The sequence below is a fragment of the Stenotrophomonas sp. YJH_SMC_138 genome (genome assembly GCF_059369855.1).
The window spans coordinates 314,660-334,294 of sequence record NZ_JCAFTB010000002.1 but is presented as its reverse complement, the minus strand read 5'-3'; the positions used below and the strand labels follow the sequence as shown (position 1 = coordinate 334,294).

General features: G+C 67.8%; 15 protein-coding genes. 7 read left to right on the top strand and 8 right to left on the bottom strand.

Annotated elements, in window-relative coordinates; all coding sequences use genetic code 11:
* Window positions 1-149: 149 nt before the first annotated feature.
* From AC5P7I_RS06675 to creB, 4 genes are all read right to left on the bottom strand, one after another.
* Window positions 150-560, bottom strand: a complete 411-nt coding sequence (locus AC5P7I_RS06675) for a hypothetical protein (RefSeq protein WP_014646449.1) — start codon at window positions 558-560, stop codon at window positions 150-152.
* 10 nt (window positions 561-570) lie between these two features.
* The gene (creD, locus tag AC5P7I_RS06670) at window positions 571-1,890 is read right to left on the bottom strand and encodes a cell envelope integrity protein CreD (protein ID WP_075076206.1); all 1,320 of its coding nucleotides are present in this window, start codon (window positions 1,888-1,890) and stop codon (window positions 571-573) included.
* An 81-nt stretch (window positions 1,891-1,971) separates the two neighbouring features.
* A complete protein-coding gene (creC, locus tag AC5P7I_RS06665) occupies window positions 1,972-3,432 on the bottom strand; it encodes a two-component system sensor histidine kinase CreC (protein WP_262088397.1) in 1,461 nt (486 codons plus the stop codon).
* 3 nt (window positions 3,433-3,435) lie between these two features.
* Window positions 3,436-4,161, bottom strand: coding sequence for a two-component system response regulator CreB (gene creB / locus AC5P7I_RS06660; RefSeq protein ID WP_080376403.1), 726 nt, complete (start codon window positions 4,159-4,161; stop codon window positions 3,436-3,438).
* Between the two features lie 35 nt (window positions 4,162-4,196).
* Between creB and AC5P7I_RS06655 the strand changes: the two genes are divergently transcribed.
* The 4 genes from AC5P7I_RS06655 to AC5P7I_RS06640 all read left to right on the top strand — a co-directional run bounded on the left by AC5P7I_RS06655 (window position 4,197) and on the right by AC5P7I_RS06640 (window position 9,972).
* Window positions 4,197-5,054, top strand: a complete 858-nt coding sequence (locus AC5P7I_RS06655; RefSeq protein WP_014646445.1) for a 23S rRNA (adenine(2030)-N(6))-methyltransferase RlmJ — start codon at window positions 4,197-4,199, stop codon at window positions 5,052-5,054.
* A 95-nt stretch (window positions 5,055-5,149) separates the two neighbouring features.
* Window positions 5,150-5,695: a GNAT family N-acetyltransferase gene (locus AC5P7I_RS06650; RefSeq protein ID WP_014646444.1), complete on the top strand. Its 546-nt coding sequence runs from the start codon at window positions 5,150-5,152 to the stop codon at window positions 5,693-5,695.
* A gap of 149 nt (window positions 5,696-5,844) precedes the next feature.
* Window positions 5,845-9,309, top strand: a complete 3,465-nt coding sequence (mfd, locus tag AC5P7I_RS06645) for a transcription-repair coupling factor (protein ID WP_262088396.1) — start codon at window positions 5,845-5,847, stop codon at window positions 9,307-9,309.
* Window positions 9,310-9,354: 45 nt separating this feature from the next.
* Window positions 9,355-9,972: an HD-GYP domain-containing protein gene (locus tag AC5P7I_RS06640; RefSeq protein WP_197621020.1), complete on the top strand. Its 618-nt coding sequence runs from the start codon at window positions 9,355-9,357 to the stop codon at window positions 9,970-9,972.
* A 189-nt stretch (window positions 9,973-10,161) separates the two neighbouring features.
* Here AC5P7I_RS06640 and AC5P7I_RS06635 read toward each other — a convergent pair whose 3' ends face one another.
* On the bottom strand, window positions 10,162-12,255 hold the full coding sequence (locus AC5P7I_RS06635) for a M13 family metallopeptidase (RefSeq protein WP_142234437.1): 2,094 nt from the start codon (window positions 12,253-12,255) through the stop codon (window positions 10,162-10,164).
* Between the two features lie 137 nt (window positions 12,256-12,392).
* On the opposite strand from AC5P7I_RS06635, the gene AC5P7I_RS06630 reads away from it, so the two are divergent.
* Complete coding sequence (locus tag AC5P7I_RS06630) at window positions 12,393-12,854, top strand: hypothetical protein (protein ID WP_230374561.1); 462 nt, start codon at window positions 12,393-12,395, stop codon at window positions 12,852-12,854.
* 110 nt (window positions 12,855-12,964) lie between these two features.
* Here AC5P7I_RS06630 and gpmA read toward each other — a convergent pair whose 3' ends face one another.
* Window positions 12,965-13,714 carry a 2,3-diphosphoglycerate-dependent phosphoglycerate mutase gene (gpmA, locus tag AC5P7I_RS06625; RefSeq protein WP_014036448.1) on the bottom strand — a complete coding sequence of 250 codons (750 nt, stop codon included), beginning with the start codon at window positions 13,712-13,714 and terminating at the stop codon, window positions 12,965-12,967.
* 93 nt (window positions 13,715-13,807) lie between these two features.
* On the opposite strand from gpmA, the gene nfi reads away from it, so the two are divergent.
* Window positions 13,808-14,482, top strand: a complete 675-nt coding sequence (gene nfi, locus AC5P7I_RS06620; RefSeq protein WP_014646440.1) for a deoxyribonuclease V — start codon at window positions 13,808-13,810, stop codon at window positions 14,480-14,482.
* 38 nt (window positions 14,483-14,520) lie between these two features.
* Here the strand turns inward: nfi and AC5P7I_RS06615 are convergent, their stop codons facing one another.
* Window positions 14,521-15,501, bottom strand: a complete 981-nt coding sequence (locus AC5P7I_RS06615) for a cation diffusion facilitator family transporter (protein WP_032958024.1) — start codon at window positions 15,499-15,501, stop codon at window positions 14,521-14,523.
* A gap of 180 nt (window positions 15,502-15,681) precedes the next feature.
* On the bottom strand, window positions 15,682-17,931 hold the full coding sequence (locus tag AC5P7I_RS06610) for a TonB-dependent siderophore receptor (protein WP_262088395.1): 2,250 nt from the start codon (window positions 17,929-17,931) through the stop codon (window positions 15,682-15,684).
* Between the two features lie 286 nt (window positions 17,932-18,217).
* On the opposite strand from AC5P7I_RS06610, the gene AC5P7I_RS06605 reads away from it, so the two are divergent.
* A complete protein-coding gene (locus tag AC5P7I_RS06605; RefSeq protein ID WP_262088394.1) occupies window positions 18,218-19,633 on the top strand; it encodes a GGDEF domain-containing protein in 1,416 nt (471 codons plus the stop codon).
* Window positions 19,634-19,635: the final 2 nt, after the last annotated feature.

The window sequence follows — 19,635 nt, the reverse complement described above, 5'->3', positions numbered from 1 at the left end:
CCCCTGCCTTCCGGCCTGCTCATCAACCCATCGAGTCTAGCCAGCAGCGGCGCCGCGATACCGTCCCATCGGTCATGGGCGGCGCGGAAGCGTGCGAACCAGGGTTCGCCCCCACAGAAGAGTGGTTGGGTCGCATCTGCCAAACCACCTCACCCACTCCACCCCAGCCACAGCTGCGCCCGCTCCGGCAGCAGCAGCAACCAGTGCCGCCGGTCGATGCTGCTGCAGCCATACACCGCCGCATGCGCGGGCCAGTCATCGGGCAGGCCACCAATGCCGATTTCCGCAAGTGCTTCCGCCCCGGCCTTCCATGGCCGGTAGCGCGGCACCTTCCCCGCCAGCGCACCGCGTCCCTGCCGCGCGCCCTGCAACCAGGCCAGGCCCTTGCCCTGCAATCCCTCGCAGGTCACCGCGGCCAGCTGGAAGCGGACCAGGCCGGGGGCGATCCGTGCCCCCGGCAGGGCCGCCAGCACGCCATGTGCCTGCAGCAGTGCATCCACTTCCAGCAGGGCCGGAATGCCCTGCCGCGCCCGTTGCCGCAATCCCTGGCGCCAGCTCATGGCGTGCTCCTTACTTCAGGTCCGCGCCAAGCGCGTACCAGTCGACCCGGCGGGTCACCCACATCGCCAGCGCCAGGATCACGAACAGCAGCAGCGATCCCATCAGCAGTGCGTTGTTCTCCGACACCAGCAGGCCATACAGCGCGCCGTACAGCACGGTCAGCAGCGCAGCGAAGCCAAGGCCGCGCTTCCAGTGGCCCAGCACGTTGGCCAGGTACACCGCCTGCAGGCCGATGCAGGCCACGGCCGAGACCAGGTAGGCCTTCCAGAACGCGATGTGCTCGGACAGGCTGATCAGCAGCAGGAAGAAGATCGCCAGCGCCAGGCCGACCATCAGGTACTGCAGCGGATGGATGCGCAGCGACTTGATCAGTTCGAACAGGATGAAGCCGACGAAGGTCAGCACCACGAACAGCACGCCGTACTTCGAGGCACGGTCGGCCTGGGTGTAGGTATCGACCGGATCGACCAGCGACACCGTCACGGCCTGCGAATCGATCGTCCCCTCGCTGCGCAGCTGGCGCTGTGCATCGGAGGCCAGCGAGGACACCGCCCAGCGTGCATCGAAGCCCTGTGCATCGACACGCCGTTCGTTGGGCAGGAAGGCGCCGCTGAACGACGGATGCGGCCAGCTCGACCGCAGCGCGATGCGGGTGTCATCGCCCACCGGCACCACCGACAGCATGCGGCTGCCATCCAGGCGCAGCTCCAGTTCAACGGTGCTGGCGGCCAGCGCGCCGCCCTGATCCGCGGCGAAACCGCTCACCGGCGCATGCAGGCCACGTCCGATTTCGCTGGCCACGCCTACACCGGGCAGCAACCGCAGCTGCTTGCCGTCCACCCGCAGGTTCGGCGTGCCCACCAGGCCGCGCACATCGGAAACCCCCAGCGCCACATAGGGCTGGCCATAGGTGCGGCCGTTCTTCACCGGATAGTCGTCTTCGGCGAAGGTCGCCTTCAACCGGCCATTCCAGCTGTACACCGGCACCTTGAACAGGCCGACCTCGCGCTGGCTCGGCAGCATCTCGCCGCCCACCTCCAGCGACGCCGGCATCTGCAGCCAGTGGCCCTCGGTCACCTGGATCTCGGTCTTCTTGACGCCCAGCGGGTCAACCAGTTCAACCTGCTTGCGTTCCACCCACGGCACCACCCGTACCGGGCCCACCAGCTGCTGCGTGCCGGCACGGCTGTCGGCCACCCGGGCAAAGGCCTCGTCGCGGTACTGGCTGCGCTCGGTGATGACCCCGCGGATCATCATCAGCGGCACCAGCAGCAACAGGATCAGCCCGCCGACAATGGCGAACCTCAGCAGCATCTTCAGGGATTTCATGGTCCATCCTCGTTGGAGAGGGCTGCAGGATGGACCGCTGCGGTGAGCAGGGTTTGTGGCGAAGTTGAAGCGAGTGTGAAGTCAGCGGCGCGGACGCTGGCCCGGCACTGACAACGGCAGCCACAGGCTGGCCACGGTGCCACCGCCGTCGCGCGCGTCGAGGCTGGCGCGACCATCGTGCAGGCGCGCGACCTCCTGCACGAACGGCAGGCCCAGGCCGGAACTGCGCCGGCCGCTGCCCGGGCGGGCAAGCGAATAGAAGCGTTCGAACACCCGTTCGCGCGCGTAGTCGGGAATGCCGGCACCGCGATCCGCCACCTGCAGGCGCACGCCCTGCCCGTCCACCTCGGCCTGCAGTGCGATGTCCGCGCCGGGCGGTGAGAAGGCAATGGCGTTGTCGATCAGGTTGTGCAACGCCTGCCGCAGCAGATAGGCATCGCCCTGCACGCGCAGGTCGGGCGCGCTGCCGATGCTGACCTGCACGCCGGCCGCCTGCGCACGCACCTGCGCCGCCGCTGCCGCATCGGCCAGCAACGTTGGCAGCGCGATCGGATCGCGGGTCTGCAGCCAGCCGTGCTGTTCCACTTCGGCCAGCGCCAGCAGCTTGTCGATGGTCTCGGTCAGCCGCTCCTGCTGGTCGACGATGCTGCGCGCGAAATGCACGCGGTCGGCCTCGGGCAGCGGCTCCTGCAGCAGCTCGGCGGCACCGCGGATCGCCGCCAGCGGGCTCTTCATTTCATGCGTCAGTGACTGCACGTACTGTTCGACATAGGCCTTGCCCTCAAGCTTGCGGCGCATGGTTTCCAGCGCCTGGCCCAGGTCGCCGATCTCGTCGCGGCGGCGCCGTGGCGGTGGCACCGGTTCGCCGGCGCTGACCGCGCGTGCATAGCGGCTGAGCTGGCCGAGGCCGGTGGTGAGCCACATCGTCACCAGCACGCCGACCAGCGCCGACAGCCCGATCAACCAGGCGCCGCGCTCGATGATGGCGCGCTGGCTGGCGGCGATGAACGGATCGATGCTGCGGTTGGGCTGGGCCAGGCTGAGCACGCCGATCAGGGTGCGCCCATCGGCCGGGTCGTATACCGGCGCCGCCACGTGCATCACCGTATCGCCTTCTTCGCCTGGTATTTCCGGGCTGGAGCGGGCGCCGTACTCGCCACGCAGGGTGCGGTAGACATCGTTCCAGCGCGAATTGTCACGCCCGAGGTCGCGGCCCAGCGAGTCGTAGATGACGATGCCCCTGGCATCGGTGATGGTCACCCGGTAATCCAGCGATCGCTTGGGAAAACGCCAGACCATCGCCTTCAGGTCGCGCTGCCGCGCCTTGGCCAGGTTGCGGGTGAAGCTGCCGTTGCGGATGGTGCCGTCCTTGACGTCGGCGGCGGCCATCTCGGCCAGCACGTTGGCCGCATCGACCAGGGTCGATTCCATCGCCTGACGCACACCGGGCTTCACCTCGTTGACGAATACGCGCATCACGAAGAACGCGGCGATGCCGGTGATCAGGAAGAAGCCGAGGAACAGCTTCAGTACCAGACGCATCGGCTAGACCTCCAGCGCGTAGCCAAGGCCACGGTGGGTGCGGATCGGGTCGTCGCTGGCACCAGCCGCACGCAGCTTGGCGCGCAACGTCTTTACATGGGTGTCGACGGTGCGGTCGGCACTGTCGGCGCTGCTGTCCCAGCCCCGGTCCATCAGCTGCGCGCGGCTGAGGATGGCACCGGGGCGCTGCAGCAGCGCTTCCAGCAACGCGTACTCGTATCGGGTCAGGTCCAGCGCATGGCCGCGGAAGCGGATACGCCGGCCTTCGCGGTCGATGGCGAAGGCGCCATGTTCCTGCCAGCCCGCATCTGCGCCGGGGGCTGCCACGACCGGTGCCACGCGACGCAGGCGCGCACGCACCCGCGCCACCAGCTCACGCGGCGAGAACGGCTTGGTCATGTAATCGTCGGCGCCCAGTTCCAGGCCGAGCACGCGGTCCACTTCATCGTTGCGGGCGGTCAGGAAGATCACCGGCAGCTGCGCCGCCGGTCCGGGCTGCGCACGCAGCCGCCGGCAGACCTCGAAACCGCCCAGGTCCGGCAGGCCCACGTCCAGCACCACCACGTCGATATCGCCGGCCTGCAGCCGTTGCAGGGCCTCGCCGCCCAGCAGGCAGTGGCTGGCGGCATAGCCTTCGCTGCGCAGCGCATAGAGCACGGTTTCGGCGATGGCGGCTTCGTCCTCGACCACCAGGACATGGGCAACGGGAGCTGTCATGGCGCGCAGCATAGCCGCTGCGGCCGCCGCCCCGTACACTGCCGCCCATGAACTATCGCCACGCCTTCCACGCCGGCAACCACGCCGATGTGCTCAAGCACATCGTGCAGCTGGCCCTGATCGACAGCTTCAAGCGCAAGGACAGCCCGTTCTTCGTGCTCGACACCCACGGCGGTGCCGGCCGCTACCTGCTGGCCAGCGAAGAGAGCCGCAAGACCCTGGAGGCCGAATCCGGGATCATGCGGCTGATGGCCCAGCCCAGGCTGCCGGAGGTGGTCGAGCGCTACCTGAAGGCGGTGCAGGCCGACAACCCGGTGGGCGCGCTGACCAACTACCCGGGCTCGCCGCTGCTGAGCGCACAGGCGATGCGCGCGCAGGACCGCATGGCGGTCTGCGAGCTGCAGGAAGCCGAAACGGCCACGCTGAAGGCCCTGTTCGCCCATGACAGCCGCGTCGATGTGCGCGCTGGCGATGGCTATGCCCTGCTGCGCTCGCTGCTGCCGCCGAAGTTCAACGGCAGCAAGATCGGCCGTGGCCTGGTGCTGATCGACCCGCCGTACGAGGCCCAGGACGCCGAGTACCAGGCCGTTCTGGCCGCCCTGGCCGAGACCCTGGCGCGCTGGCCGCAGGCGACCTGCGCGGTGTGGTTCCCGATCAAGCAGCGCCGCACCATCCTGCACTTCCTGCGCAAGGCCACCGCTCTGCCGGTGAAATCGGCGATGACGATCGAGTTCCTGGTGCGCCCGGACGACTCGCCGCTGCGCCTCAACGGCAGCGGCATGCTGCTGCTCAACCCGCCGTGGCAGTTCGACCGGGTGGTCGGCCCGGCCCTGCCGGCGCTGCGCCAGCACCTGGGCGAACCGGGGGCCAGCACCCGCCTCGATTGGCTCAAAGCCCCCGAATGACGGCCTTCACGAGGCTGTACCGCCGTGAGCCTTTCGTTCACGGAATGCAGCCCCGGTGATGCCACAATCGATGGACCACCAAGGAATCACCCGGTATGGCCACTCGCAACCGCATGCCGCCCTGGCATGAGATCTTCAAGGCTCCCAGCGGCCACGAGCTGCTGATCCGCCCCATCCGCCCGGAAGATGGCGCACCGCTGCAAGCGGCGTTCAGCCTGTTCGGGCCGGAAGAAATCCGTGATCGTTTCCTGCAGGCGGTGACCGAGCTTTCGCCGGAAACCACCCAGCGCCTGACCCACCCGAATCCCAAGACCGAGATCACCCTGGTCGCAGCCGAATCCCTGCCTGCTGGCGAAGCGGTGGTCGGCGCGGTCGCCCGGGCCTCGATCATCCCCGGCACCCGTGAAGCCGAGTACGCGATCCTGATCAGCCGCTTCCTCATTGGCCAGGGCCTGGGCCGGCAGCTGATGCGCAAGCTGGTGAAGTGGGGCCGCGGCAAGTACCTGGACCGCCTGTACGGCGACGTCGCCGCCGAGAACGAGCCGATGAAACAGCTGGCCGCCTCGCTGGGCTTCAAGCCGGTCCCGCACCCGGCCGGTGCCGAAGGCCTGGTGCGGATGGTGCTGGAGCTGGACAACTGACAGATGCGCCGGGCCCCGCCCGGCGACGCCTGCCGGTAGTGCCGGCCGCTGGCCTGAACTGCGTTACCCCAACGGCACATGAGGCTGCCGGCAATCGGCCGGCACGACCCACCGGGCTTCGATCGGGCTTCTGCTAAAATCCGGGGTCCATGTCGCGTACCTCATACCCCGCCCCGCCGCTGCCGCGCGCCGGCCAGCTCCGCGCCTGGTGGCGCGCCCCCGCCTCGCCGACCGCCCTGGCCTGGTACCTTGCCCAGGCCGCGCGTGCGCACGACGCCCCGCTGCTGGTGATCGCCCGTGACAACCACGGTGCCAACCAGCTCGAAGCCGACCTGCACACCCTGCTCGGCGGCGATCCGGCCCTGCCGGTGGTCGCCTTCCCGGACTGGGAAACCCTGCCCTACGACCGCTTCAGTCCGCATCCGGACATCATTTCGCAGCGCCTGGCCGCCCTGCACCGCCTGCCCGCGCTGAAGCGTGGCCTGGTGATCGTGCCGGTGCAGACCCTGCTGCAGCAGCTGGCCCCGCGCAGCTACGTGATCGGTGGCAGCTTCGACCTGAAGGTCGGCCAGCGCCTGGACCTGGAAGCCGAGAAGCGCCGCCTGGAAAGCGCCGGCTACCGCAACGTGCCGCAGGTGATGGACCCGGGCGACTTCGCTGTGCGCGGCGGCCTGCTCGACGTGTACCCGATGGGTGCCGACGAGCCGCTGCGGGTGGAACTGCTGGACGAGGACATCGACTCGATCCGTGCCTTTGACCCGGAAAGCCAGCGTTCGCTGGACAAGGTCGAGGCGGTGCACATGCTGCCCGGCCGCGAAGTGCCGATGGATGAAGCCAGCATCGCCCGCGTGCTGGCCACGCTGCGCGAGCGGTTCGATGTCGATACCCGGCGCAGTTCGCTGTACCAGGACCTGAAGTCCGGACTGGCGCCGGCCGGCGTCGAGTACTACCTGCCGCTGTTCTTCGAACGCACCGCAACCCTGTTCGACTACCTGCCCAGCGGCAGCCTGCCGGTGGTCTGTGCCGGTGCGTATGAAGCGTCCGCCGCGTTCTGGGCGCAGACTGCGGACCGCTATGAGCAGCGCCGCCATGATGTGGAGCGCCCGCTGCTGCCGCCGTCGGCGTTGTACCTGTCGCCGGAGCTGCTGCGCGAGCGCCTGAACGATGCCCCGCGCATCGAGGTGTGGGCGGCTGACCATGCGCGCATCGCCGACGCGCACGCGCTGGGCGACCAGCCGCTGCCACCGCTGCCGGTGGCCGCGCGCGAAGCCCCCGCTGGCGATGCGCTGAAATCCTTCCTCGGCCATTATCCGGGCCGGGTACTGATCGCCGCCGATTCACCCGGCCGCCGCGAGGCGCTGCTGGAAGTGCTGCAGGCCGCCGAGCTGAAGCCGCCGGTGGTGGCCGACCTGCCCAGCTTCCTCGCCGATGATGCGCGCTTCGCGATCGCGGTAACACCACTGGAGGATGGCTTCGCGCTGGACGATCCGCGCATCGCGGTGCTGACCGAGCGCCAGCTGTTCCCCGAGCGCGCCGGCAGCACCCGGCGCACGCGCCGTGCCGGCCGCGAGCCGGAAGCGATCATCCGCGACCTCGGTGAACTGACCGAGGGCGCGCCGATCGTGCACGAGGATCATGGCGTCGGCCGCTATCGTGGCCTGATCGCGATGGACGTCGGCGGCATGCCCGGCGAGTTCCTCGAAATCGAATATGCCAAGGGCGACCGCCTGTATGTGCCGGTCGCCCAGCTGCACCTGATCAGCCGCTATTCCGGTGCGTCGGCGGAAACCGCGCCGCTGCATTCGCTCGGTGGCGAGCAGTGGAGCAAGGCCAAGCGCAAGGCCGCCGAGAAAGTACGCGACGTCGCCGCCGAACTGCTGGAGATCCAGGCCCGCCGCCAGGCGCGTGCCGGCCTGGCACTGCAGGTCGACCGCGCGATGTACGAGCCGTTCGCGGCCGGTTTCCCGTTCGAGGAGACCCCGGACCAGCTGGCCGCGATCGACGCCACCCTGCGCGACCTGGCCAGCAGCCAGCCGATGGACCGCGTGGTCTGCGGCGACGTCGGCTTCGGCAAGACCGAGGTGGCGGTGCGTGCGGCCTTTGCGGCCGCCAGTGCCGGCAAGCAGGTGGCTGTGCTGGTGCCGACCACGCTGCTGGCCGAACAGCATTACCGCAACTTCCGCGACCGCTTCGCCGATTACCCGCTGAAGGTCGAGGTGCTGTCGCGCTTCAAGACCACCAAGGAAATCAAGGCCGAGCTGGAAAAGGTCGCCGCCGGCACCATCGACGTGATCGTCGGTACCCATCGCCTGCTGCAGCCGGATGTGAAGTTCAAGGACCTGGGCATGGTCATCGTCGACGAGGAGCAGCGTTTCGGCGTACGCCAGAAGGAAGCGCTGAAGGCGCTGCGCGCCAACGTGCACCTGCTGACCCTGACCGCCACACCGATTCCGCGCACGCTCAACATGGCCATGGCCGGCCTGCGCGACCTGTCGATCATCGCCACGCCGCCGCCGAACCGGCTGGCGGTGCAGACCTTCATCACCCAGTGGGACAACGCGCTGCTGCGCGAAGCCTTCCAGCGCGAGCTGGCGCGTGGTGGCCAGCTGTATTTCCTGCACAACGACGTGGAAAGCATCGGCCGCATGCAGCGCGAGCTGTCCGAGCTGGTGCCGGAGGCGCGCATCGGCATCGCCCATGGGCAGATGCCCGAGCGCGAGCTGGAAAAGGTGATGCTGGATTTCCAGAAGCAGCGCTTCAACGTGCTGCTGTCGACCACGATCATCGAGTCGGGCATCGACATCCCCAACGCCAATACCATCATCATCAACCGTGCGGACCGTTTCGGCCTGGCCCAGCTGCACCAGCTGCGTGGCCGCGTCGGACGTTCACACCACCGCGCCTACGCGTACCTGATCACGCCCGACCGCCGCGCGATCACCCCCGACGCTGAGAAGCGCCTGGAAGCGATCGCCTCGATGGACGAGCTGGGCGCCGGCTTCACCCTGGCCACGCACGATCTGGAAATCCGCGGTGCCGGCGAACTGCTCGGCGAGGACCAGAGCGGGCAGATGGCCGAGGTCGGCTTCAGCCTGTACACCGAGCTGCTGGAGCGCGCGGTGCGCAGCATCAAGCAGGGCAAGCTGCCCGACCTTGATGCCGGCGAGGAAGTGCGTGGTGCCGAGGTCGAACTGCATGTGCCGGCACTGATCCCGGAAGACTACCTGCCGGACGTGCATACCCGCCTGACCCTGTACAAGCGTATTTCCAGCGCGCGCGACAGCGATGCGCTGCGCGAACTGCAGGTGGAGATGATCGATCGCTTCGGCCTGCTGCCGGATGCGGCCAAGCACCTGTTCGCCATCGCCGAGCTGAAGCTGAAGGCCAACACGCTGGGCATCCGCAAGCTGGACCTGGGCGAAAATGGTGGCCGCATCGTGTTCGAATCCAAGCCGAACATCGACCCGATGGCGGTGATCCAGCTGATCCAGAAGCAACCGAACCTGTACGCCATGGAAGGGCCCGACAAGCTGCGCATCAAGCACCCGCTGCCGTTGCCGGAAGACCGCTTCAACGCGGCCCGCGCCCTTCTGACCACCCTCGCCCCGGGTTGATCGCCCCCCGAACACCCCGCACCGGCCCCCACCCGGTGCGGGCGGATGACCATGTTTCCTGACGCCGTACCCGCCCCCGACCTGCTGCACGCGCAGGCCTGCCTGATCGATGCCCTCTCGATGTCGCTGCAGATGCGCGACGCCTACACCCGCCATCACTGCGACCGCGTCGGCCTGTTCGCGCAGCGGCTGGCCGCGCACTGCGATCTCGACGACGAGGCCTGTGCGCAGGTCGGCCTGGCCGCGCGCTTCCACGACATCGGCAAGATCGGCATTCCCGACGACGTACTGCTGGCGCCGCGCCGGCATACCGATGAGGAGCGCGCGATCATGCGCGAGCATCCGGTGCGCGGCGAGCACATCTTCCTGGCCACCGGCCGCAGCGACGCCGCGCCCGTGGCGCGGCTGATCCGCGCCCATCACGAAGCCTTCGATGGCAGCGGCTATCCCGATGGGCTGCGCGGCGAATCCATCCCGCTGGGCGCGCGCATCGTCACCATCGCCGATGCCTACGATGCGATGACCAGCGTGCGCCCGTACCGCGACGCGATGGAGCACGAAACCGCGTTGCGGATCATCGATTCGCAGTCTGGAGGGCTGGTGGATCCCTACGTGCTGCAGCGCTTCCAACGCATGCTGGCGCGGGAGCCGGAGCTGGCCTGAGATCTTCCGGAAGGTGAAACGACCCGTCGGTAGAGTCGACTGTCAGTCGACTGCTCTTCGTCCAGATCGCGAAAATCCCGCGCTGCGCGCGACAGTCGACTCTACCAGTCGGCGCTGCGCTACCGGCCTGGAAGACAAAAGGCCCGGCATTCGCCGGGCCTTTCGCATCACGCAGTCACGGGTGATCGATTACCAGATCACCACGCGCTTGTCGTCGGCACGCACCATCGCGTCGCCGGCCTTGCACTGGAATGCAGCGGCATAGGACGGCATGTTCGACGGTGCGCCGTTGGCACGGAAGTTGGCCGGGGCGTGCGGATCGGTGTTCAGGCGGACGCGCAGCTCACCATCGGTGAAGTTGCGGCGCCATACGGTGGCCCAGTTCATGAAGAAGCGCTGGTCCTGGCTGTGGCCATCCACTTCGACATTCGCCTTCGGGTCTTCCTTCAGCGCCATCTGCAACGCGTCGTAGGCCACGGTCAGGCCGCCGAGGTCGCCGATGTTCTCGCCCAGGGTCAGCTTGCCCTTCACGAACACGCCCGGCACCGATTCATAGCCGTCGAACTGCGCGACCAGCTGGTCGGTACGCGCGGTGAAGGCCTTGCGGTCGGCGTCGGTCCACCAGTTGTCGAAGTTGCCGTTGGCGGCGAACTGGCTGCCCGAGTCGTCGTAGCCGTGCATCATCTCGTGGCCGATGACCGCACCGATGCCGCCGTAGTTCAGCGCCGGATCGGCCTTGGCGTCGAAGAACGGTGCCTGCAGAATCGCCGCCGGGAACACGATCTCGTTCTTGGTGGCGTTGTAGTACGCGTTGACGGTCTGCGGGGTCATGCCCCACTCGGTCTTGTCCACCGGCTTGCCGATCTTGTCCAGCATGTAGCGGTAGTTGAACGCACGCGCCGCCTGCATGTTGCCCAGGTAGCTGTCGCCGTTGGTCTGCAGGCCCGCCCAGTCACGCCACTTGTCGGGGTAACCGATCTTCGGGGTGAAGCTGGCCCACTTCTCCAGGGCCTTCTTCCTGGTTTCTTCGCCCATCCACGGCAGCTGCTCCAGGCGCGCCTTCAGCGCCTGCGACAGGTTTTCCACCAGGTGCTGCATGGCGACCTTCGACTCGGCCGGGAACACGGCGTCGACGTACAGCTGGCCCAGGGCTTCGCCCATGCCACCGTTGACCGACTCCAGCACGCGCTTCCAGCGCGGCTGCATTTCCTTCTGGCCACGCAGGGTGGTGCCGTAGAAATCGAAGTTGGCCTTCTCGAACTGGCTGCTCAGGTACGGCGAGGCATCGTCGATGGTGTGGAAGCGCAGGTAGGCCTGCCAGGTGCTGGCCGGCACATCGGCCAGCATCTTGTCCATTTCACCGAAGAAGCCCGGCTGGGCCAGCGAGAACTTCTGCGCGGCCGGCACCTTGAGGGTCTCGAACAGCGCGGTCCAGCTGAAGTTCGGGGTCAGCTTGTCGGCCTCAGCCGCGCTGAGCGGGTTGTAGCGCTTGGCCGGGTCACGCATTTCGATGCGCGACATCGAGGCCTTGGCCAGGCGGGTTTCGAAGGCCATCACGGCCTTCGCCTGCTCGGCGGCCTGCGCCGCGTCCACGCCGGACAGGGTCAGCACCTGTGCGATATAGGCCACGTAGGCGTCGCGGATCTTGGCCTGCGCATCGTCGAAGTAGTAGCCCTTCTCCGGCAGGCCCAGGCCACCCTGGCCGACGTAGGCGATGACGTTGGCCGAATCCTTGTAGTCGGCATTGGCGAACAGCGAGAACAGCACGCCCTTGCCCTCGGCCTGGCTGTCGCGCAGGTACCGGGTGATGGCGGCGGTGTCGTTCAGCGCGGTGATCTTGTCCAGCTGCGGCTGCAGCGGCGCCAGGCCGGCAGCTTCGATCTTCGCTTCATCGTTTCCGGTCTTCCAGATGTCACCGATCTTCGCTTCCACCGAGCCCGCCTTGGCCTGGCTGGCGGCGGCCTGCTGCACCAGCGCGTGCTGCACTTCCAGCGAGCGCTCGCGCAGGATCTCGAAGCTGCCCCAGGTGGTCTGGTCGCCCGGCACCGGGTTGGCCTTCAGCCACTTGCTGTTGACGAAACCATTGAGGTCGGTACAGGCCGGAATGGCCGGATCGAGGTCGGCGCTGTTGAGCGAGATCAGCGGCGTCTTGATCTGCGACAGGTCGAAGGCCGGCTTGGCGTCGGCACTGGCCGCCGGGGCGGTTTCGTTCTTGCCACAGGCCGCCAGTGAGGCAGCGATGGCGATGGTCAGGCCCAGCGGGACCAGGTTGCGGACGTTCATGAGGCTCTCCTGCGGGTAATTTCACAGGGTAGCCGCGGGAGCGACGCTGGGGACCGGCCAAAGGTCACGAGCGCATGGCGCGGCTCCGTCTGCATGCCGCTATGCTCTGGCTTCCGCGATCACTGGACTTCATGACCATGGACGAAGCTGCGCTGCTGCAGGCCATCGACGCTTGTGAGTGTCTGTTCCTGGCGGGCATCGGCGAGCCGGAAGCGAATCGTCTGCGCCTGGTCGTCGAGGAAGGCCTGGTGGTCGGAAAGCCCTCCCGTGTGGAGCTCGCTCATGGACGTTCAATCGATGATGCGCGTGCGATAGAGGTGATGCCCCACTCGCAGCGTTTTGAGCTGATCTGGGACCACTACATCAGCTACGCCGTGCACAACGAGTCCTACCAGAGCTGGGACGACGCCGAAACCTGGAGCGGCAACCTGTTCCGCCGCTACAGCCGTTCGAAGTTCCTCGATTATCTGGACCATGCCACCTTTGCCGATGGCAGTTACCCGGGCCCATTCACGCACTATCAGGTGATATGCCAGGAACACGTCATCGACATTGCCGCGTTGCGGCCGCCGAAGGTGCGCCGCATGGATCCCTCGTAGCTGGCTGATGCAGCCCCCATGGGTTGGCTCTACCGGGTTGCGACAGCGCCGGCCGAGCGTGGGCTCGGCTCGACAAAAGCGAAGGCCGGCTTGCGCCGGCCTTGTGCTTCTTACTTCGCCTTGCCCTGGTTGGCCACGGCTTCGGCGGCCTTGCGCGCTGCTTCCGGGTCGCCCAGGTAGCGGAACGACTGCACGGTCAGGTCGTCGTTCAGTTCGAACAGCAGCGGGATGCCGGTCGGGATGTTCAGCTCGAGGATCTCCTCGCGCGAGACATTGTTGAGGTACTTGTACAGCGCGCGCAGCGAGTTGCCGTGGGCAGTGACCAGCACGGTCTTGCCGTCCTTCAGCTGCGGCGCGATGGCGTCGTGCCAGTACGGCAGAACGCGGTCCAGGGTGGTGGCCAGCGATTCGGTGCCCGGCAGCGCGTTGCGGTCCAGACCGGCGTAGCGGCGGTCATGGATCGGGTGGCCCGGATCTTCCAGGTCCATCGGCGGCGGCGGGATGTCGTACGAACGGCGCCAGACCTTGACCTGCTCTTCGCCGTGCTTGGCCGCGGTCTCGGCCTTGTCCAGCCCCTGCAGGCCGCCGTAGTGCCGCTCGTTGAGGCGCCAGGACTTGTTCACCGGCAGCCAGTCCTGCTCCAGCTCGGCCAGCGCACCCTGCAGGGTGTGGATGGCACGCTTGAGCACGGAGGTGTGGGCGACGTCGAACTGCAGGCCTTCCTCGCGCATCAGGCGACCGGCGGCGGCCGCTTCCCGGCGCCCCTGCTCGGTCAGGTCGACATCGACCCAGCCGGTGAAGCGGTTGTCCAGGTTCCACTGGCTCTGGCCATGGCGCAACAGTACGAGTTTACGGGTCACTGCAGGGTCTCCAACGCGAGGAAAGGCAGGCCGCCATTGTAGCCCGGCCGCCGCTCACCGGGCCGTGGCGCCGCCCGTGCGATGCTGTGACCGATGAATACGGTGATCGATCCCGGATGTTGGGAAGGCAGCGTCTCCGCGGCACGCGCGCAGCAGCTCCAGCTGGCCGGCCGCGTGGAGCGCCAGGACCGCCTGCCACGCGACGTCCGTTGGCTGGCCGGGCTGGATGTTGGCTTTGAAGACGACGGCGCCATCACCCGCGCCGCGGCGGTACTGCTGGACGTGGAGACGCTGAAGCCCGTGGCGCAGGAGATCGCGCGCATCCCCACGGTGATGCCCTACATCCCCGGCCTGCTCAGCTTCCGCGAGCTGCCGGCACTGCTGGCCGCGCTGGCGCTGCTGCCGCGCACGCCGGACCTGGTGTTCGTCGATGGCCATGGCATCAGCCATCCGCGCCGGCTGGGCGTGGCCGCGCATCTGGGCGTGGTCACCGACCTGCCCAGCATCGGCGTGGCCAAGTCGAAGCTGGTGGGCCGGTTCGTCGAACCGGGCGCCGAGGCCGGTGCACATGCGCCGCTGCAGGATGGCGACGAACAACTGGGCTGGGTGCTGCGCAGCAAGGTGCGCTGCAAGCCGCTGTTCGTGGCCGGCGGCCATCGGGTCAGTGCCGATACCGCGCTGGACTGGGTGCAGCGCACGCTGCGCGGTTACCGGCTGCCGGAACCGACCCGGCTGGCGGATCGGCTGGCCTCGCGACGGGACGAATGACCGCACCGGGCATTCCCCGGTGCGGCTTTCATTTTCATTCAATGATGCACGTGGCCGCGATGGCCCTGCGCGTCCTCACCGTGGTCGTGGCCTTCATGGCCCTGCTGCGCGCCGCCCTTGGCCGACGCCGGTCCAGCGCAGGCTTCACCACAGTGGTCCGCTTCGATCTGCAGCGTCACGTGCTCGATGCCGAAGTCATCGTGCAGGCGCCCGCCCAGCTCACGGCGCAGCGCATCGGCGTCGGTGCCGTCGCGCATCACGATGTGCGCGGTCAGCGCCGGCGTGCTGGAGGCCAGCGCCCACACATGCAGGTCATGCACGTCCAGCACCGCAGCATGACCGGACAGGCTGTCGCGCACCTTGGCCACGTCCATGCCCTTGGGCACGCCTTCCAGCAGCACGTTGATCGCCTCGCGCATCAGCACGTAGGTGCGCGGCAGTACCCACAGGCCGATCAGCACCGCCAGGATCGGGTCGATCGGCTTCCAGCCGGTCCACTTGATCAACAACGCACCGGCGATCACCGCCACCGAGCCAAGCATGTCCGCCCACACTTCCAGGTAGGCGCCCTTCACGTTCAGGCTCTCGCCGCTGCCGGCCTGCAGCAGGCGCATCGAGATCAGGTTGATGACCAGGCCTGCGGCGGCGATCACCAGCATGCCCGAAGATGCGATCTCCTGCGGTTCGCGGAAACGACCGATCGCCTCCCACAGGATGTAGGCGGCGACCACGAACAGCATGGCGCCGTTGATCATCGCGCCCAGCGCTTCCAGGCGTGCATAGCCGTAGGTGCGGCGCGCGTCCGGCGGGCGTCGGCTCAACCGCACAGCGACCAGCGCGATCATCAGTGCCAGTGCATCGGTGGCCATGTGTGCCGCGTCGGACAGCAGCGCCAGGCTGTTGGTCCAGAACGCGCCCACCACCTCGATGACGAGGAAGGTGGAGGTCAGGCCGAGCGCCCACCACAAGGGTTTCTCGTGGCGGATCTGGGATGGCAGGTGATCGTGGTCGTGGCCCATGGCAACAGCTCCTTTGCGATGCGGTGCAGGCTACGCCGTGCTGGCGGGGGAGACTATTACGGTGTTTATAACATTGCAGCCCAGGCGATCCCTCACCGTGCATGGCCCGGCGCTACCGGAGCGTGGCCGGCAGCGCCAGGCCTGGCCTGGCGACCGCAGCGGACCGGCGTCCGCGTGCGGTCAGAACCCGAAGCGCAGGCTGGCCCAGTACGCGCGGCCCGGTTCGTTGTAGGTCGCCGCACCGGCATCGCTGCTGTTGGCCTCGCGGAACAGGCGCTTGTCGGCCAGGTTGTTCACGCCGAAGCCGAAGCTGACGGTCCCGGTCACCCTGTAGCGCGCGCTCACGCCCCAGATGTTGTAGGCACCGCGGTCCTGCAGCGCGATCGAGGGATCGCAGCTGCCGGTGCAGCGCGGATCATTGTTGATGTTGGCGGTGGCCGGCTTCTGCTTGCCGTAGAACGTGCCGGTCAGCAGCACCGACAGCTTGTCGGTGGCCTGCCAGTCCAGCATCGTGTTGACGGTGTACTTCGGGATCACCGACAGCGGCTGGCCGGTGCTCTTGTTCTCGTTTTCCACCATGTAGGTGAAGTTGTTGCTCCATTTCAGGCGGTTGCCCTGCTCGCCCAGCAGCGGGATCACCAGGTTGCCTTCAAGCCCCTGCACGATCGCCTTGGGCGCGTTCTCCCAGCGGAAGATGCGGCCCTTGGTGTCGGCGGTCAGGCCAACCTGGGTGTAGCCGGCCTGGATCTTGTCCTTGTAGTCGTTGTGGAAGTAGGTCAACGAGGCCTGCCAGCCGCTCTGCGGTGCCCACTCGATGCCCAGTTCCTTGTTCAGGCTTGTTTCCGCCTTCAGGTCCGCGTTGCCGCGCATGTAGCAACCGGCACCCAGGCTCGGCAGTGCATTCGGGCAGCCGTTGCCACGGGTGTAGTACAGATAGTCCGGATTGGACTGGTACAGGTTCGGCGCCTTGAACGCGCGGGCGATGCCGCCCTTCACCACCCAGTCGCTGTTGATGCGGAACTGCGCATTGAGGCTGGGGCTGGTGTTGTTGCCGAACTGGCTGTGGTGGTCGAAGCGCAGGCCCGGGGTGACGATCCAGCGCTCACCCAGGTAGATGTTGTCTTCGACGAACACTGCGGTGGTCTGCGCGTCGGCCTTGCCCCGCGCGCGATCGGCCGACAGCCCCGGGATGCCGCCGCCGCTGCTGCTGGACTGGCTCATCGAGTACGGGTCGGTCAGGCGGCTGTCCAGGTATTCAAAGCCCAGCGTCCAGATGTTCTCGGCGCTGCCCAGCGAGGTCGGGAAGCTCACTTCGCCATCCAGCTGGTAGTTGCGCAGGCGCGAGGTCGACCAGTCGGTGCCGTTGAAGCTGCCTTCCGGGCCACCGGCCAGGCCTTCATTGATGCGCGAGTTGTTGACCGCTTCCACCGCGGCGGTCACCCGCGAGGTCACGTCGCCCCAGCGGCCGCGATGGGTGATCGCGCCGGTGTTGCGGTACATGCGGTTGGTTTCCGCTTCGCCTTCGGCCAGCGCCGCCAGGTCAACGCCGGTCGAGGTACCGGTAGTGCTGACCGCGCGGTCACCGGCGTAGATGTTGCCCTGGCGGCTGGTGCCGGCTTCGAACTCCACCACCTGGTCGGCGGTGATGTCCCAGCGCAGCAACGCGTTGACGTCGCGGTTCTTGACACCCTCGCGGCCAGCCGGTGGCACCGCGTTCGGGTTGGTGGCGTACTGGCGGTTGAGGTCCAGTGAGTCGGCGTCGGTCTTGTTGAGGTTGCCGTACAGGCGGAACGACAGGGTGTCGGTCATCGGCCCGCTCAGCTGCAGGCCGACGCGCTCGCTGCCGCCTTCGGCGCTGTGCTCGGGCACCAGGCCATACAGGTCGACCGCTCCGGTCAGGTCGCCGGTCGGGCGCTTGGTGATGATGTTGACCACGCCGCCGGACGCACCGGAGCCATAGCGTGCCGCCGCAGGGCCGCGCAGCACTTCGATGCGCTCGATCATTTCCGCCGGCACCCAGTTGGTATCACCGCGGGTATTGCGCTCACCGCTACGGCCCATGCGCACGGCGTCACGCGCACCGATGCGCTTGCCGTCGACCAGGATCAGGGTGTTTTCCGGCCCCATGCCACGCAGGTCGATCTGGCGGTTGTTGCCGTACTGGCCCGAGGCGCTGTTGCCGGTGAGGTTGACGCCCGGCATGGTGCGCAGCAGCTCGGCGATGTCGTTGGCCGGCGGGCGCTTGGCGATGTCCTCGGCGGTGATGGTCGAGGTACCCAGTGCCTGGCGGGCAATCTGCGAGGCGGTGACATGCACCGTGTCGATATCGGTGGCATCGGTTTCGGCCTGGGCGGTCAGGGCGCTTCCCGCCAGCAGGGCGGCAACGGCGAGCGCCAGCGGGCGCGGCGAAAGGACAACGGCAGGAGACATGATCTGGACCTTCTGGCAGGGCAACGGGGCCTCTGGCAAAGGGCTTGAGGCAACGACGAGGAGGAGGCGGAGCGTCGCTGCAGTCGCCTGCGGGCCGATCCGTGCGCGCATTCTCCCATCAATGCGAGTGATTCTCAAATGCGTTCACTCATTGCCGCCGCGGCGCCGACGTGCTTTGCGCGCCGTGCAACCCTGCATCGCGCATAAACTGACCGGCCAACCCGCCATCAACCGTGCGCCACCGCGGCCGATACCCGTGGTTTGCCGTACGCAGTCAGAGATCGACGTGGAACCACCCCAACTGGACGATGCCAGCCAACCGCTGGCCGAGGCCTGGCAGCACTGCCTGCAACAGGCCGGCCCTGCCGCCACCGCGCTGCTGCACGCCGCCGCCGCCGATGCCCCGCCGGCGCTGGCCCAACGCTTCTACGAGGTGCTGCTGCAGGACGGGCGTGCACGCCGCTTCCTGTCCCACGACCAGGTCAAGCAGCGCCTGCAGCCGGCCATGCAGCGCTGGCTGGTGCAGTTGCTGACCACCAATGCCGACGGTATTGCCGGCGCCGTTGCCTCGCAGCGGGTAATCGGCGATGTGCATGCCCGGGTCGGCATTCCGGTGGACCTGGTCACCCGCGGCGCGCGCGTGCTCAAGCACGAACTGTTCGTGCGCCTGCACGACGACGCGCCCGACAGTGCCACTGCGTTCGCCGCCATCGACTGCCTCAGCGCGATCATGGACATCGCCATGGAAGGCATGACCCTGGCCTATACCCATGCACGCGAGCGCTCGACCCGTGCCGATGCGGCGTACCGGCTGTTCTCGCTGGTGCAGAACGTCGGCACCGAACGCGAACGCCAGCGCGCACTGCTGCTGGACTGGGAGAACGCCCTGCTCTACGCGCTCGCTGGCCACGTACAGGCCAGCGACAGCGCCAGCCTGGCCACTTCCGAGTTCGGCCTGTGGTTCACCCACAAGGGCATCCCCAGCTTCGGCGAGAGCAGCGAGACCCGGCAGGTCGGCCAGCTGATGGCCCGCATCGACAGCAACCTGCAGCGGGCGAGCAACGATGCCCCGGCACAACGACTGGCGGTGCTGTCGGCCATCCGCGAGGACCTGGCCGCCATCCGCACCCTGATGACGCTGCTGTTCGAGCGCATCGGCGAGCTGGATGCCGGCAGCGATGCGCTGACCAACCTGCTCAACCGCCGCTTCCTGCCTACCGTGCTGCGCCGGGAGATCGAGCTGGCCACGCGCAACCGCACGCCATTCTCGCTGCTGCTGCTCGACCTGGATCACTTCAAGGCGATCAACGACGGCCACGGCCACGACGCCGGGGACCGCGCGCTGCAGCACGTCGCCGGCCTGCTCGGCCAGCTGACCCGCGGCAGTGACTACCTGTTCCGCTATGGCGGCGAGGAGTTCGTGGTGGTGCTGGTCGCGGCCAGCGAATCACAGGCCGCGGTGATCGCCGAAAGCCTGCGGCGGCAGATCGCGCAGTCACCGGTGGCATTGGCCAACGGCCAGGTACTGGCACTGACCGCCAGCATCGGCGTAGCCGGCCATGACGGCCACCCGGACTACGAGCGGCTGATGGCACGGGCCGATGCGGCGATGTACGAGGCCAAGCGCAGCGGCCGCAACCGCGTGGTAGTGGCCAGCGCGGACCTTGAGGAAGCCCCGGGGCGGCGCGCACTGCAGCGATGACG

Coding starts and splice junctions, on each gene's coding strand:
- AC5P7I_RS06675 (WP_014646449.1), bottom strand. CDS start 560: ATGAGCTGGCGCCAGGGATTGCGGCAACGGGCGCGGCAGGGCATTCCG.
- creD (WP_075076206.1), bottom strand. CDS start 1,890: ATGAAATCCCTGAAGATGCTGCTGAGGTTCGCCATTGTCGGCGGGCTG.
- creC (WP_262088397.1), bottom strand. CDS start 3,432: ATGCGTCTGGTACTGAAGCTGTTCCTCGGCTTCTTCCTGATCACCGGC.
- creB (WP_080376403.1), bottom strand. CDS start 4,161: ATGCTGCGCGCCATGACAGCTCCCGTTGCCCATGTCCTGGTGGTCGAG.
- AC5P7I_RS06655 (WP_014646445.1), top strand. CDS start 4,197: ATGAACTATCGCCACGCCTTCCACGCCGGCAACCACGCCGATGTGCTC.
- AC5P7I_RS06650 (WP_014646444.1), top strand. CDS start 5,150: ATGGCCACTCGCAACCGCATGCCGCCCTGGCATGAGATCTTCAAGGCT.
- mfd (WP_262088396.1), top strand. CDS start 5,845: ATGTCGCGTACCTCATACCCCGCCCCGCCGCTGCCGCGCGCCGGCCAG.
- AC5P7I_RS06640 (WP_197621020.1), top strand. CDS start 9,355: ATGACCATGTTTCCTGACGCCGTACCCGCCCCCGACCTGCTGCACGCG.
- AC5P7I_RS06635 (WP_142234437.1), bottom strand. CDS start 12,255: ATGAACGTCCGCAACCTGGTCCCGCTGGGCCTGACCATCGCCATCGCT.
- AC5P7I_RS06630 (WP_230374561.1), top strand. CDS start 12,393: ATGGACGAAGCTGCGCTGCTGCAGGCCATCGACGCTTGTGAGTGTCTG.
- nfi (WP_014646440.1), top strand. CDS start 13,808: ATGAATACGGTGATCGATCCCGGATGTTGGGAAGGCAGCGTCTCCGCG.
- AC5P7I_RS06615 (WP_032958024.1), bottom strand. CDS start 15,501: ATGGGCCACGACCACGATCACCTGCCATCCCAGATCCGCCACGAGAAA.
- AC5P7I_RS06610 (WP_262088395.1), bottom strand. CDS start 17,931: ATGTCTCCTGCCGTTGTCCTTTCGCCGCGCCCGCTGGCGCTCGCCGTT.